Source organism: Echinicola soli (assembly GCF_006575665.1).
Taxonomy (GTDB): domain Bacteria; phylum Bacteroidota; class Bacteroidia; order Cytophagales; family Cyclobacteriaceae; genus Echinicola; species Echinicola soli.
Map to the genome: position 1 here is coordinate 4,997,591 of NZ_CP041253.1, position 15,909 is coordinate 5,013,499.

8 protein-coding genes are annotated in these 15,909 nt (G+C 43.9%); 1 reads left to right on the forward strand and 7 read right to left on the reverse strand.

The window, feature by feature from the left end; genetic code table 11:
• Nucleotides 1-38: 38 nt before the first annotated feature.
• The 3 genes from FKX85_RS19385 to FKX85_RS21940 all read right to left on the reverse strand — a co-directional run bounded on the left by FKX85_RS19385 (nt 39) and on the right by FKX85_RS21940 (nt 6,789).
• Entirely contained in the window at nt 39-1,937 is a 1,899-nt protein-coding gene (locus tag FKX85_RS19385) for a RagB/SusD family nutrient uptake outer membrane protein (RefSeq protein ID WP_141616295.1), read from the reverse strand.
• A gap of 13 nt (nt 1,938-1,950) precedes the next feature.
• On the reverse strand, nt 1,951-5,169 hold the full coding sequence (locus FKX85_RS19390; RefSeq protein WP_229239698.1) for a SusC/RagA family TonB-linked outer membrane protein: 3,219 nt from the start codon (nt 5,167-5,169) through the stop codon (nt 1,951-1,953).
• Between the two features lie 1,395 nt (nt 5,170-6,564).
• A complete protein-coding gene (locus tag FKX85_RS21940; RefSeq protein WP_210416871.1) occupies nt 6,565-6,789 on the reverse strand; it encodes a helix-turn-helix domain-containing protein in 225 nt (74 codons plus the stop codon).
• A 1,064-nt stretch (nt 6,790-7,853) separates the two neighbouring features.
• On the opposite strand from FKX85_RS21940, the gene FKX85_RS19400 reads away from it, so the two are divergent.
• The gene (locus tag FKX85_RS19400; RefSeq protein WP_141616296.1) at nt 7,854-8,045 is read left to right on the forward strand and encodes a cold-shock protein; all 192 of its coding nucleotides are present in this window, start codon (nt 7,854-7,856) and stop codon (nt 8,043-8,045) included.
• 827 nt (nt 8,046-8,872) lie between these two features.
• Here the strand turns inward: FKX85_RS19400 and FKX85_RS19405 are convergent.
• The 4 genes from FKX85_RS19405 to FKX85_RS19420 form a co-directional block, all read right to left on the reverse strand.
• Entirely contained in the window at nt 8,873-9,856 is a 984-nt protein-coding gene (locus FKX85_RS19405) for a GTP pyrophosphokinase (protein ID WP_141616297.1), read from the reverse strand.
• A 237-nt stretch (nt 9,857-10,093) separates the two neighbouring features.
• Nucleotides 10,094-12,514, reverse strand: coding sequence for a sugar-binding domain-containing protein (locus FKX85_RS19410; RefSeq protein ID WP_141616298.1), 2,421 nt, complete (start codon nt 12,512-12,514; stop codon nt 10,094-10,096).
• Entirely contained in the window at nt 12,511-14,082 is a 1,572-nt protein-coding gene (locus tag FKX85_RS19415; protein ID WP_141616299.1) for a glycoside hydrolase, read from the reverse strand. Before FKX85_RS19415 ends, FKX85_RS19410 begins: the two co-directional genes overlap by 4 nt.
• A 125-nt stretch (nt 14,083-14,207) precedes the next feature.
• On the reverse strand, nt 14,208-15,908 hold the full coding sequence (locus tag FKX85_RS19420) for a RagB/SusD family nutrient uptake outer membrane protein (protein ID WP_141616300.1): 1,701 nt from the start codon (nt 15,906-15,908) through the stop codon (nt 14,208-14,210).
• Nucleotide 15,909 lies beyond the last annotated feature (1 nt).

The window sequence follows — 15,909 nt, forward strand, 5'->3', positions numbered from 1 at the left end:
TAATTCATTAGATTTTACCATTCAAAAGGTAATACAACTTACCATCCAGGGTTTTGATAAAATTCCGGATAAAGGCTTACATCGGCTAGCTTAAGGGGCAACCAATAATGCTTGTTGGTGAAAACCCGCTCAATGATGACCTCTTCCCTCATGTTCACAATGCGGTTTTCGGTTGGGTCCTCGGTATTGAATTCCCCTGCCCTGTCAAACTCAAAAGAAGTCTTGGTGGTATAGGGCTCTTCGATCAACAACATCCACCTGCGCAGGTCATTGAACCGATGTCTTTCGAAAGCCAGCTCCACAGCCCTCTCCCTTCTCAGTTCGGGAAGAAAATCTTCTACAGATCCTAAAAACCGCTCATGTACACCAACCATTCCGGCACGCTCCCGGATCACATTTACCGCTTCCACAGGAGTTTTGGCAAATGTGGAAGAAGTGGCACCAATGCTATTGTACCCCATCAAAGTGGCCTCTGCATACATTAAGTAGATGTCAGCCAACCGCATATAAGGCACATTGATATGCAAGGCAGTCCCCCAATCATAGGCCCTATCGTATTTATTGGCTGCCAATGGGGCGAACTTATGCATGGCATATCCTGAGGGGCTTCCTGTCACCACTTCCCTATAAGTACCTCCTGTATGGAGGTTTGCATACCGGTTGATTTCTTGACTAGCTTCAGGAATAGCCCCCTGAACTACTTTTACACCATCATACACGATCGACGTGTAAAAACGTGGATCACGACCCTTCCATGGATAGTATGGATCATAACCTGATTCAGGATCAGTTTGAGTGACATCATCAGGTAATGGCAGGCCATTGGCCATACCAAAATTATCATGCACGTAATTAGCTGTAGGGTAAAAATTTGTCGGGTCACCTTCATCCACGAATGTAGGTTTATACTGCTTTGAAATTCGCCAGTGTGTATCATTGGCACTGTAGTACACCGACCTAAATATAGCCTCTGTACCTCCGGGCAGTGCCCAGTTTTGGCTTGTGGTATAAAAATTATCATTATACTTGTCAAAAGGCAGTAAGGCGTATTGGGTTTCCCCTGCTTCCACCAATTGTAAAATTTCACCAAAAGTATCTGCAGCCTTCTTGCAATATTCTGCATGATAGGTTTCGCTTCCCGTGGACACAGAGTTCATCAATGGGCTTCCTGCCCAAAGGTAATTTTTGCCCAAATAACCCAAGGCCTTGATTTTGTTGATCCGTTGCTGATTCTTGCCCAGGGTCCTTCTTCCGGTGGTGGTATCATCCCAATCAATCGGTAGTAAATCTGCTGCTCTTTCCAAGTCCTGAGCCACCCTTTCGGCACTTTCATGGTAACTCAAACGTGGTAAAGTCAACTGCTCATCACTTGGCAAAACTTGGTCCACATAGGGCAGTCCCCCAAAATACTGGATCAAGGAGAAATGGAACCAGGCCCTAAAAAACAGTAACTGGCCTTCTATCAACTGCCGCTCTTCTTCGGTGGCATCTGTCATCAGGGAAAGATTTTCCAATCCCATATTGGCTTTGCGGATACCATACCAGGCAAGTGGCCAAAGTCCTTTATTTTTATGATCCCTGTTAGTATTAGCTGAGGAAGCATCCAACCACCCGTTGTTTCCTGCTCCATTTTCTACCTGCCAGCCCCAAAAGTTACCCCGATCGATATTATAGGACAAATGGAATGTACCTGCCGTGGACTCGATTTCATCCTCTCCCCAATTCCAGGAACTGGTATAACCGGACAAGGTAAAATTGGGTACGCAATGATAAAGTTCCTCCACGTAGCCCTGAAAATTGGTGAAATTCTGGAAGGCCTGCTCTTCGGAAATAATGGATTCCGGTGCTCTTTCCAGATAGTCTTCACAAGAGGAAACGATTAAAAACATCGCTATCCAAATAGATCCCCTTATTAATGATTTTATAGCATTGTTCATTGGAGTTGCTCGTTTAGAATGTAACATTAAGGCCCAAGTTTATCCTTCTTACCATCGGGTATGCCCCTTGGTAAGATGGCCCCCCGAAGTTGGATTCCCGGTCATCGGGCATATCGGTCCAGAGTAGCAGGTTATTGCCATTTACGTACACCCGCATATTGCTCAATCCCATGTGCCTTACCCAATCGGACTGGAAGTTATAGGCGACTTCCGCATTCTTTAGCCGCAGGTAAGAACCATCATACAGGTACCTGGGGCCTGAATTGAAACTGGAAGGCTGTGAACGCCATCGTGGCAAGGGGGAATCTGCCGATGTGTTTTCCATTGACCAATAGGTTCCCTCCTCATAGACCAAATTAAGTCCACCGGCCAAACTGGTAAGTGAAACGTCCCTGGTCACATTGTTCACCCCATAAAACTGCAGGTACAGGCTCAGTCCCTTCCACTCCACTCCCAAGTTGGTGCTGTACGTGTTTTGGGGCACGCCGGAATAGCCATAAGGAGCGGAATCAAATGCGTCTACGACGCCATCCCCGTTAAAATCTGCGATGTAATAGTTTCCAGGCAGCTTGGCCATATCATTGGTGTTGTGCTGGGGACTTGCATAGAGTTCATCCCAGGTGTTGTAATAGCCTGCGCTGATATGGCTTCTATATTGTCCGAGTTGGTAGCCCGCATTTTTTTGGTAATCAGGCCGTAGTGCTGGATCATCTCTATCAATGACCTGATCGATAGCATGGGTCATGGAAAAGTCTCCCCAAAGCCTGATCCCACTGCTAAAGGTATGGTTAAGCCCAACGGTAAACTCATAGCCTTCGGTCTCTACCCTCCCCAGGTTTGCGGCCGGGGCAGTGGCACCGTAATAACTGGGAACCGAGCGCCCACTGGACATCAGGATGTCCACCCTATTGTCTCGGAACCAGTCCACGCTACCATTAATCAAGCCATTGAAAAAACCAAACTCAATCCCCATATTGTACTTGTAGACCGTCTCCCAACTGACATTGGGGTTTCCTATGGAATTTTGCCTGAACCAGGTATAAGGACTGTTTTCACCTTCTACGCCAATGACTCCCAACTGGGAATTGTCACCATAGACCCACTGGTCCATAAATAAAAACCGGCCTCCGATATTGTCATCACCGACTTCCCCATAGGATGCCCGTAGTTTTAGTAGATCCACAAAAGAGAGGTCTTTTATAAAATTCTCTTCTGATATGTTCCAGCCCAATCCGCCCGAGGAAAAGAACGCAAACCGGTTTTCAGGAGAGAATTTCTCAGAACCATTATAGGCGCCGTTGTATTCGATCATGTATTTGTTTTTATAATCATACGTCGCCCTGAACACCCAATCCTCACGATAACTTGGTATGACACTACCAATGGCATCTTCCTGCCTGTTCAGGAGCCCCATCAGGGAGTAATTATGTTTCCCCTCAATACTTTTCGCATAGTTCAATTGTATTTGATAGAAAAGCCTTCTTCGAGATGCATTATTGTTTACACTCCCCCCTTGGTCCTCCCATGTGACCGCTTCTACATAATCAAACCGGGTATTTGGATCCAGTATATTTCTAAATGTTGTTTCTCCCGTAAAAGGGTCAATCCATTTAGTATTGGGAGCGTTATAGAGATCGTTTATCCCCTTATTGGTTTCCTGAAAAGAATTATCTACCGCTAGGGTTCCCTTAAAATTCAGCCCTTTCAAAACCATGCCCAGATCCTGCTCCAATAGGAAATTGGTGGACAAGTTGGTCGTAGTAATGTAATTGACTCCACTGGCAGCCAAGTTCAACAAGGAGTTTGTAACCGCATAATCATCAGGGACATAAGTCCCATAGGCCCCATCAGGGTATATGGGTAAAAAAACATCGGGAGGGCTTTTATAGGCAGAGTTCCAGTAACTTTCCGGAAAATCATAGGCCCATGGCGCTTGACGAACGCCGTAGGTACCCCCAAGGTTAACCCCCAACTTGGTCGTTGGTGTCAATTGAAAATCGAGGTTACTCCTAAAATTGATCCTGTTATAGTTAAAGCCTGCTTGGTAACCTCTTCCTGTATCAAATTTCTGGAACAGATCACCTTCGTATTGGTAATCGATACTGGTAAAATATTTGACAAAATCGGTCCCGCCACGGATCCCCACATTGGCATTATAGGCCATGGCCTGGTCCTTGAATACCACATCCTGCCAGTCCACATTTGGATACCTTTCTATTTCCTCTTGATTGGCAGGGAACCTGTACTTCTCCCGCATCGCCTGCGGGATCATCTCACCCCAACTGCTTGGGCTCAGGGACAATTCGCGTTCAATAGCAAGGTTTCTTACGCCGATGGCATCATAGGAATCCAGCTTTCCTGGAAGCTTGGAAACCGACTTCATCGTCGTGCTTATATTGGCAGTGATTTCCGCTTTACCTTCCCGACCTCTCTTTGTGGTTACGATGATCACACCATTGGCTCCTCTGGATCCAAATACCGCTGTAGCCGAAGCATCCTTCAGTACCGAGATGGATTCTACAGAATTGATATCCATATTGGCAAAAAACTCGGGGCGCTCCACGCCATCAACCAAGATCAACGGGGAGTTACCGTTCCAGCTGTTCTGTCCCCGGATGACGATCTGGGGCATTTCTTCTCCGGGTGTACCCACGCTGGAGGTGGTAATCACACCTGGTAAGTTACCGGTAAGGGCCTGGCCCACATTGGACACCCCACCGGTACGTTTGAGCACCTCCCCATCGGCCTGGGTTACTGCGCCCACAATGGTTTCCTTTTTCTGCTCGGCATAGCCCACTACCACCACCTCGTCCAAGGATTGAAGATCTTCTTCCAGGGAAATGTCAATGGTATTTTGGGAGCCGACCGTAACCTTCTGTTCGACAAACCCCACAAAGCTGAATACAAGGGTTTCCCCTTCGTTTACATCAATGGTGTATTCTCCGTCTACATTGGTCACGGTACCGCGGGTAGTCCCTTCTATACGGACTGTCACGCCTGGAATAGGCATACCATCGGTATCGGAGGCTACTTTACCTGTTATTTTTACCAATTCTTCCCCTAAAGATTCATGGACATTTAAGGTGTCATTTACTTTGGGGGCCATTGTGGGGCCATCAAAATATTTGCTGGTGCCTGCCATTAATCCCGTAGTCAAAAACAACGAGATAATAAAGCCCCTTCCAAAATATTTGGAAAGCATATTAATTTTCCTCAGTATAATTTTTACCATACTTTGTGTAATATTTTAAATGAGTATTATTTGCAATTCGTCTTTATTGATCTGCCGATCGAAACGATGCTTTTGTCAGAAAAGCCTCTTTTTAACTCGTATTATTAACTACTGTTTAGAAATTCTTTTTTCATAGGTTATCTTAGTTTTGGGTTAATTAATAAATTATATTTTTCAAAATCGAGAAATATAAATCTGTATTGGATGACATATTAGAATAAAAGTTTTACCTCAGTCTTTAATAAAGGATTCTTTCAGCATCCGTTATTTAAAGACTGCCTATACTTTTGGGAATTCCACTTAAATTTCTATAAGTAGTTAGCTTAAATAAATCAGACCGAATCCAGGCAGGCAGACTTTAAACCTAATTTCTTCTAACTCTCCGTTTTCGATAATCCCAAGAGAACTACTTGGCATTGAAGAGGGAAAAAATTGTGCTGAAATGTTTTGATAGCAACAGCAATGGATATAAATGATCTCTTTAAATTCTCCCTTTTTAGGAGTGCATCTAAGTTGATGTGGTTAAAGTGCTCTTTTTGATTTATAAAAAATGCTTGAGCATAGCTGAAGTAAATAAGGTTCATATTAAGTTGGGTTAAATTGACATTGACTAAATCAAATATATAGAACCCTCAATGAAATGTGAAATATACATTTAAATCACAATATACTGATAATGAATGAGTTATGATTATTATTGCGTTTATGAAAAGGGGTGATTGGAATAACTAAAACGAGTTAATTCGTCAAATAGAAATGAAACTATAGAAAGATAAATAAAAAACGTTTCGCTTAAATCAACATATTGATTTTCAGTTACTTACAAAGTAAATTTATTCAATAAATTAATTTGTTTAAAAAAAATCCCCTTTTTAAAAACTGGACATTCCCCCACTAAAAATCAAAAAAAACTGCTGCCCACATCCCGGATATTAGGATTTTTTTTAGGCATCCAGTATATTATTTATCCCCATTAAAAGGCTACGAGTCCCGGGCATCTTCCCACTCGACTTCGGAGGTTAAAAAAAAGGGGGAGATACAAAACTACATCTTACTGGCCACCGCATTGCGGCTCCGTATGGGCACAAACCTCCCTATGCTTTACCTGTTAAAATGTTGTAATCGAGAAATTACAAGGTCAATTTTCCAGGCTCCCCATCCACTGGTCTCAACCATCACCCAGTTCCGTAGCGGGCTTCTCGACTCGCTTTTCCAGCCCAGGCCCTGGTAGTAAAGAGAACACCTCTGTCTCGCATCCTCGAATGTCATAGAGTTAAACCCTGAATTAATATCGTTTGTTTTGGCAATTTTGATGGTACTAGACCGGGCGGACCTAATCTTACTAAATCACCAGGAAATACCCATTGGTAGGAACCCATTATTGTGTTTTCGCACTTATTTCTTGAGGTAATTTGTAGGTGTTTTTCCAAAATGCTTTCTAAAGGTCACTATAAATGAACCAACATTTCCGTATCCTAATTCAAATGCAATTTCCTTTACACTTTTCTTTTCTCCTAATAGCTTGACGGACTCCATCAATTTTAAACGCACCTTCCAATCCCCGAAACTCATACCCAGTTCTTTAAAAATAAACGCAAAAGCGTTCTGGAACTTACACATGATTTATTGGCATAATACTCAATGGTATCCTTACTCGACTGAAAATTATTTGAAGGACCATCCAATCAGAATCAATAAACTTTATCGGATCGTCAAAAGCACAATTAGAAGGTGAATAAAACCTCCAAAGGTCAATAGCTCCATTACCATCAGAATAATAGCAATCAGCTATGGTATTGACAGGTTCAAAATAGGTAAGATTATTATTTTAAGGTAATCAAATTTCTCTAAAAGTTTAAGCCTACCATTTCTTCCAAAAATGAGTCGGATCTACCTACAACCAACTCCACCTGACGGCACAAATTCTTATTTTAGGGTTTTTCGTCGCTTCTGTTCCCACCTAACCACCTGTTTAACAAAAAAAGGTGAATCATTATATTCAGCATCAGGGTTTGATAATAATTTCCTTCAACTACCAATTTATCGCTAAAGGTCGAACCCAACTCTTCTTAATTATTTGAGAACACATTGAAATACTATTCAAAAGAGTAATTCCTTGTTATTTAAGATGTTATTGTTCTTAAATCAATTTTTATTCAAAAAAAGTGACAAACAATCATATTTTTTATTATCTTTGCACTGAAGGCAGAAAGATAGGTTTCTTAACTATAACTTTCTGTTGTAACTTATTGGCAATATAACTGTCCAAGTAGCATTTCAAGAGTTTTCTGCTCATTCGGCTTTGATTCTTTTTTCTACTTTTAATTCCTTGCACGGGTTTCTCCCGTTCACTGATTAAATACACAGGTAATATTTATAAGAAAGCTGAAGTTTATACAATTCCAATTTAAAGATAATACATATTAAATCCATTCAATCCCCTAAATCAGCATTGTCTGATCTCTCCAAACCATTTCTCGGCAGGACCAATACCTACATTAACGGATTTCCGTTGCATACCCCGGTCTCCATGGATACTTGTGTCCATAAAATCAGGGGGCGGTACAGGTAAACCAGTACATGCCATTACGTTTTCAAAAAATCGTAATGGATGACAAAACCAAAATGCATTTATCAAAAAATATATCATAAAAAAATTAATACCAATCAAAACAATAGAAATTATGAATGAAGGAACAGTAAAATTCTTTAACTCAACCAAAGGCTTTGGCTTTATTACACCATCAGATAAAGGAGAGGACATTTTTGTTCACGAAAGTGGATTAATAGATGACATCCAAGAAAATGATCAGGTGAAATATGAATTGGAACAAGGAAGAAAAGGACTAAATGCAGTTAGAGTAGAACTGATTTAAATCGTCCTGAAGCACTTATACGAGTAGCTTGTTTTTATAAATGACAATAATTAGCCAAACAATCTTGAATGTTTCAAGAGTGTTTGGCTAATTATTTTTTTTCTCGTCATCAAAATCTTACTCGAACAATTATCCATGACGCTGTTACTATGGTAACCAGGGTCAGGACAATCAAAACGGATCAAGCTGAAAAATAGGGGCATGAATCGCTTTATTTTAATATGCTTTCTTTATTTTGCCACCAAGGATCGAAGTCACAAAGTAGGTTTGTTGGGAAGTATCCTGCAGTCAGCACCTTTGTTTCTCAAAAAAACTTAGTGCCTTGGTGACTTTGTGGCTTACTATTGATCCACCATTAAAATAGTGGAGGGACCGGAAAGCCGACTAGCTGAATTCCCCTCTATTGCGGGCTATGTGGTTAACGCCAATCATTTCCCAAAGAATCGCTCCAGTAGGTGGTGTTGAGTTACAAATTCACTGCTCTCGGTTCCGCTGCACAGCTGTCAGAACAACAGGTGACCTGCTTTATTTTGCCACCAAGGATCGAAGTCACAAAGTAGATTTGTTGGGAAGTATCCTGCAGTCAGCACCTTTGTTTCCCCAAAAAAAACTTAGAGCCTTGGTGCCTTGGTGGCGAGATATTATATGAATGGAAACCTTACCCCGCCGCAGAAATATTGCTTGATCCATCAAAACCGGGAAAAGGAAGAGTTATCTACTAAAAGCCAGCGTGAGTCCTTCCTAAACCTTAAACTACATTCACAAAAACTTAGCCATCATTTCCGCTTCCCCAAAAAAAAGCATCCAGCTGAACAAAGCATCCCAAGTCACCTAAGATCATCAAACACTCCTTGTTGATGTCCTGACAGCATTGACTTAAACCTTTCTGCATCCGATTTATATAAACAATAGCGGATTTTTGTATAGGGATTCAATTGCTGGTTTATACTTTTCTCAAGGGTATTCACATAGGGCAGGTTACCTTGGAGGGCTTCGTTAAAAGCCCCTTCTGTAAAATCACTTTTTAACATAAGGATCTCTTGTACAAATCCATCGACCTTGTGCTCTACAAAATCATAATCCGGAAAATATTTTAATGCAATAAACAGGAACCGGAATACATCAAGGATTTTGCGTGTTTCGATTTGCCCTCCTTTTTTTAACCTGGCATTTATTTTAAGTTCTTCCTTAGAGATTACCCTCTGGATATTTGAAAACTCTTCATCAGCTATTTCAAACAGGGCTGAAAGCCTGTTTACTCGTCTTTTTATGTTTTGGGGAATGCTTTTTTTGTATTTTATTTTATGGTCCAATATACTCCAGGCATCCTGGATAACCGTGCGGATTTGAAGTTCAAATTGCAGGTCTCTGAATTTTTCGGCATCATCAATTCCTTTCAGTCCCCGCTTTAATACAAGCTGCAAATGAAGGCTCTTGTACCCAAATTTATCATCTGTCTTTTCCAATTGGCTTGATTTATCCGATATTTCCAACTCTTTAAAATACCTTCTTAGGCCACGTCTAATATCATAGACCTCTTCTGCATAGAAGCATACTGCACGGATGCCCACCAGGTCGGTCAGGTAATCACTGACCATAAAATTGTTTTCCTGCGGGTCGATGAATGGCAAATACTTCCTGGTAAATTTACCTATGCACTCCTCGTAACGCTTAGTTCTGCCCTTTACCATTTCCACTTTGGGTATGGTGCTTATCAACTTGCAAAAGAAACCAATGGAATCATCATGATACGGTAATTCCGCATCATACCAAATTTTAAATTCCTGTAATTTTTTTTCAACCTCGTTCATTGTACAACCTACTCAGTACATCCCCTATTGTTAAACATGCCATTAAACACGTAAAATCGAGGCATATCCTTAACAAGGTAGGCATTTTTACCACCAAACCTCATCATGTTCCGGGGAAAAGAAATTCCTCAACACACGTGAAGAAAATCTAACTCGATGTGCGCTCATTGTCTGTAAATGGAGATTGCTTCGATAACATTCCCCATGAGCCGATGCCAACATATGACACAGCGCTTTCTATAGTGCACGTTCCACAGCATTAAGACCATCACTTCTTACTACAACACGAACATTTTTGGCCGCTTTGGGGATCCTGACATATGCCTTTAAGCGGCCATTAAAGGTTTTTCTATAAGTACCCTTATAATCCTCATGACTCCTCAGGTCTCCACTCTCCAGCCCCAGCAGCTCACCACCTTCAAGCTCCAAATTCACCTGTTGATCTGCCCGTGGCACTAGGTTACCGGCTTTGTCAGATAGCCAAATATCCATTATTACAATCTTTTCTCCGTTTAATGGATTTACTTCACCTTCCGCTGTGCTTACTTCCAGGTGATCGACATCGCCTGGGGTATGTAGCGTATAAGTGGCCACTTCCTTTCCATTTTGGTAAGCGATTGCTTTGAGTTCACCGGAAGTATATTCTACCTCCCAGCCCGGCATCTCTTTGGCATTATAGGTGATGGCCTTTTTACCATGGGATTGGCCGTTCAAGAACAGCTCCACTTCCTCAACATTGGCATAACAGGCTACCCATTTGGTCTCCCCTTCAATTCCTTGCCATATTTCCACCAAGCCTCTCCTGCGGTGAATATTCTCTTCCTCCTCTGCGATAGCCAGGTAAACCATTGGCTCGTCATTCCAAAGGCTTTTTCTAAAATAGTAATCCGGTTTTGGATATCCGGCAAGGTCTATGATGCCCGCACCGCTACTTCTTGTTGGCCATGGCCTGGCTTCTCCCAGAAAGTCAAATCCTGTCCAAAGAAACTGCGAAGAAATAAAAGGGAGATCTGTTACGGCCTTCCATGCCTGCAACGCGTCACCATTTTCACTTCCATAAATGACCCGGTTAGGGTATGCTTTATGATCTTCCTCATACCGGTATTCCTGGTAATTATAGCCTACGATATCCAATGCATCCGGATAGCGGGTATGGTTTGACATGGTCACTCCGGCCAAAGCCGCCGTTACGGGACGGGAAGTGTCCACGGATTTTACAGCACTGACCAAGCTCGCTGCCAGCTCTCCCAGCCGGGAGGCCGGTGGGTTTTCCTCCTGGTATCCTTTACCATAAATCTGTGGGTTTCTCCCTTCATCCAACACTGGATGGCTATAGGGATCATTGGGATAATCGATTTCATTGCCCACGCTCCACATGATAATAGCAGGGTGGTTTCGCGAGCGCAAAACCATGTCTTTCACATCTTGTTGTCCCCATTCAGCAAAGGCCCCATATGAACCGTCATTGCCTGGAGTACCTACATTCCAACCCTCTATCCATTTGTTCTTGCCTACTTCCCACTCATCAAAAGCCTCGTCCTGTACCAAAAAGCCCATTTCATCACACAGGTCGTACAGGTAGTCCTGATGCGGGTAATGGCTCATCCTTATGGCATTACAGCCAAGTTTTTTCAATGTCGCCAAACGCTGCGCCCATACGGCCTTTGGCACTGCTGCCCCCAGGGCTCCTGCATCATGGTGGATGCATATCCCCTTCAGCAAGGTATTTTCTCCATTTAGGAAAAATCCTTCCTGTGCGTCAAAGCGAAAAGTCCGTAGCCCTACACGATCCTTCCAGGAATCGATTTGTTCACCATCTTTGTGAATACTCACTTCCAAGTCGTAGAGATAGGGATGATCCGGAGACCAGCGCATGGGGTCATTTATGCTGAACGACAAGGTCTCATGGTTAGTGTTACCTGCTGGCAAAAAACTCTCCATTGCCTGCTCTCCCACAGTATTACCATTGGCATCTAGCAGTTTGGCCATCACCTGGACAGATGAGGTGTATGCTGCTTCATTTTGGATGGCTACTTGTACCTTTACATCAGCTTGTTTGTCGGTAATGTTTGGGCTGGTAAAAAACACTCCCCAAGGCTGAACGTGCTGTTCTGGCTGGGAAAGTAAATAGACATTGCGGTAAATTCCAGATCCAGTATAGTACCTGGAATCCGCAAATTCCCGGTGGTCTGCTTTGACGACCAACTGGTTTTCCTCAGCCTTCAGGTAAGGGGTGAGATCATAGTAAAAGGCGATGAAACCATTGGGACGTTTCCCCAAGTGATGGCCATTGATCCATACTTCACTGTTTTTGTAAACACCGTCAAAATAGACCGTATATTGGCGTGAAGGATCATACTCTTCAATGGCAAACGTCTTTTTATACCAGCCAATCCCACCCGGCAAAAAACCCGTCCCACTGGCCCATTCATTACTGAAGGGACCTTCCACCGACCAATCATGGGGCAGGGAAATTTCCCTCCATGATGTAATGGAAGCCATGGCTTCCTCATAACTTGTGATCTCATCCTGTTTGGCAAATTGCCAGTGGTCGTTAAAAAGGGAGGTACCTTGATGCTGGGCAATCACTGATTTATGAACACCCATAAAGGATAAGAAAAGTAAAATTCCGTTCAAGTATTTTCTTAACATGATCATTTGGGTAATGGTTTGACAATAACCGTTACAATGGAGCGGGCGGGAACCGCCACCGTCTCATCATCCACCGCCACTGGTGCCAAATCCAGCTCTTTGGAGGTAATATAGGCCTGCTGGGCAGTAACCGCTCCACCATCCACCGACAATTCGGCTTCTACCGCTTCTATCCCTGAATTGATTAAGACATACACCAGTTCATTTCCTTTTGGAGAAGAAAAAGCAGCCGCAAGGAAATTGGCCGATAGGGAATCATTTCCCTCAATGACCACGCCTTTTCGCTGATAACCCGGGCGGACAAAATGGCTATAATTGCCCAATGCCCATAGCATCTTACTTGCTTCAAACCCTCCGTCCTGCTTATGGTAATCAATATAAATAAGACCATCTTTATAATCATATGGAGAAATCGCCAACCACCAATGCCAAGCTGAAGCATTGGCCACGGTGAGGTCATTATGGATCACTCTTGCCATATAAAGGGCCGGATCTATGCCCAGATCCTTTCCGCTTCCATTGATCTCTCCCCCATTGTCACCCAGAATACAATATTCGCTCATCCAAAATTCCAATCCTTCCACTCCGGCAATGGCCTTTTGAAGGTTTTCCCGCTGCTGCACCGCTGAGGTAAATGGTGATGTGGTAAAATAACTGTGACCGGAAATCGCATGCCCGACATGGGGCAGCTCGCCAATAAAACTTCGTGAACCCTTCCGAAAAAATGCCTCCACCTGTGATCCCCGGTCGGGCTTATCCGCTTTTTCGTAGAGATAGTTGATCTTTCCAGCTTCTGCCACATCAATTTTGGTGGACAGTCCTGCCGCAGTTAATGATGCATCCAGGTTTCTTACAATTCCTGCAATGTCTGCATTAAAAAAAGGCGTTCCCTCTTGGCCTCCATCCGACCAGTCCCATTGGGGCTCATTCACCGGGCTCACATAATCCACGGTGAGTCCTTTCTGTTCCAATCCCCCGATTACATTAGCCAGGTAGTCGCCAAACTCATCAAACCTTCCCTCCTGTAGGTTTGGCTTCCCTTCTGTGGCATAGGCCTTTCCATTTTTGGTCATATGAACGGGTGGGCTATTGGGAAACACCAGTAATTTGGGAACGCCGAATTCTTGGGCCGCCTGGGCAAACCACACTTGTCCTGCTTGTCTGCTCCAGTCATAACTACCATCGGCACTGAGAAAGGACTCGGCCCTTCGCCATTCATCCCTTATGCCGCTTTCCTCCCCCTGTTCTGCACTTCCCGCTCCTATATTAAATCGCCAAAGCGATAAGCCTATGCCTTTTGGACTGCCCTGGCCATCTTTTTCCCTGCTAAAAAGCAATTCTGCCATGGCCGTTTTCTTGTGGTCCGGCCATAAGCCCACAAACTGACAGGACCAAGCGTCAGAAGCACCAAAATGGGCTATTGTCTGGTAGGTCTCTTCTTGTTGTACCTCTATCTTCAATTGCTGGGTGACCTGTGGGTCGGATTGGCTTTGCTTGCTCTCCGACTGGCAAGAGCAAACAACCAATCCCAGTACCATCGGCCAAAAGGTTCTGCTCAGTTCATTCATTTTCATCTGTGATCCTCATAGTGTTTACATTTGAATTTTCTGTTTTGCCATTGGCAGTAGAGGGATACCGATCTCCCATAAATTGGGAGACCGGTATCAGGCTCAAAATAGCATTTATAGAGCAATCCCTGTTAATTATATCCGGGATTTTGTGCTAACTGGTTGTCTGAAGCCAAAATCTCTGCACGTGGAATCGGCAACCAATAGTGTTGGTCTTCAAACTGTTTACCTTCCAATGCCACTTTTCTTTCATAGACCAGGTGACCATCCTCGGCCTTTGTGATCGTAATGCCATAAGCGGGATTGTTTTCCACATCATTAGCTATCATCCACCTTCTCACGTCATAATACCGGTGTTCTTCAAAGGCCAGCTCTATCCTTCGTTCATGCCGGATACGCTCGCGCATCTCATCCTGTGTCAAACCTGGCGGCAATGGGGGCATTTCCACACCGGCCCTTCCCCTAATGGCATCGATGGCCTCATAGACACTTCCATCCGGTCCGACCGCTTCATTCTGGGCCTCCGCATAGTTAAGTAAAATTTCAGCATAGCGGAAATAGATCCAGTTTTGTGTGCCTGCCACTTCCCAGGGATTTCGGATGGGCAGTTCTTCATTGATGAACTTCCGGAGGTAATACCCGCTCTTACTGGTGTTCCAGTTGGAAGGTCCGCCCTGGCTGTCCCTGCCACCAGGCAGGAAGGTCTCTACTTCACGGTCACGGTAAGGAGCGCCATTGTACAGGATCGTTTCATAAAAACGGGGATCCCTATTTTCATAAGGTTCGCTTGCATGCGATTCATTTTCCCAATCAAAAGAGCTACCATCCATCATTTCATAGTCATCTACCAGGTTCTGGAGGGGCACATTGCCTCCCCAGCCATCATAACCGTTTGGACCATTGGCAATTTCCAGCGCAGTATGGCGTGAATTGATGTTATAATATCGCGCAAAGATAATTTCCACATTGGTTTGGGGGGTCAAAAAGAGTTCCCCATATCCTCCTTGATATAGACTGTATTGTTGCAAATTCATAACGGCCTGGGCAGCATCGGCGGCTCGTTGCCATAACTGCGAGTCGTTTTCCCCATCAGTAAACAACGGGCTGGCCGCGTAAAGGAGTAACCTGGCCTTCAGCGAAAGAGCCGCTCCCCGTGTAGCACGTCCTTCCTGCCAGCTTCCGTCATTGGTCAGTGGCAGGCCTGCTGCTGCTTGGTCCAGCTCTTCAATCACATAGGCAATTGCGGCTTCTTTATCGGTTTTCTCAAAAAAGCCTGGAGCTGTAAAATCATCGCCCAGTTCGGACACTTCATCCCCTATGAGCACCACGTCTCCATAGTTTCTAATCAAGTCATGGTATCGGAAAGCCCTGATAAACTTGAGTTCGGCAATGAGCCTGTCCTTTCCGGTCTGGCTCATGGTCAGTTCGTTGATATGTGCCAAGGCGTAGTTACATTCCCTGATGCTACGGTAAGACCGTCCCCAAAAGGTCCCTGCGATCCCCGTATTTTCAGGAGATAACTGTCCTTGCTGGATCAACCAGGTATTGTCATCATTATTATAGATGGATTCATCTGTCAATGAACTCCATAGGGCATATTCAAAACCACGTCCAAAACCGGGCAAATTGCCGTCCCCTTCTTTATTGGTCAGTCGAATGCCCAGGTACCTATTGATCACATAAGCTTCAAACAGGGTGGAATCGGAAAGTATCGAGGCATCGGACACCCTATCTGTCGGGACAATTTCCAGAAAGTCTTCCTTACAGCCGACCAGCAGTGAACCGATCAGCGCAATGCCCATAAATGGTTTGATAATATTTTGTCTTTTCATG

What these genes read in the sequence shown, in the direction of transcription:
- FKX85_RS19385 (WP_141616295.1), bottom strand. Translation starts at nt 1,937, where the DNA reads ATGAACAATGCTATAAAATCATTAATAAGGGGATCTATTTGGATAGCG.
- FKX85_RS19390 (WP_229239698.1), bottom strand. Translation starts at nt 5,169, where the DNA reads ATGGTAAAAATTATACTGAGGAAAATTAATATGCTTTCCAAATATTTT.
- FKX85_RS21940 (WP_210416871.1), bottom strand. Translation starts at nt 6,789, where the DNA reads ATGTGTAAGTTCCAGAACGCTTTTGCGTTTATTTTTAAAGAACTGGGT.
- FKX85_RS19400 (WP_141616296.1), top strand. Translation starts at nt 7,854, where the DNA reads ATGAATGAAGGAACAGTAAAATTCTTTAACTCAACCAAAGGCTTTGGC.
- FKX85_RS19405 (WP_141616297.1), bottom strand. Translation starts at nt 9,856, where the DNA reads ATGAACGAGGTTGAAAAAAAATTACAGGAATTTAAAATTTGGTATGAT.
- FKX85_RS19410 (WP_141616298.1), bottom strand. Translation starts at nt 12,514, where the DNA reads ATGATCATGTTAAGAAAATACTTGAACGGAATTTTACTTTTCTTATCC.
- FKX85_RS19415 (WP_141616299.1), bottom strand. Translation starts at nt 14,082, where the DNA reads ATGAAAATGAATGAACTGAGCAGAACCTTTTGGCCGATGGTACTGGGA.
- FKX85_RS19420 (WP_141616300.1), bottom strand. Translation starts at nt 15,908, where the DNA reads ATGAAAAGACAAAATATTATCAAACCATTTATGGGCATTGCGCTGATC.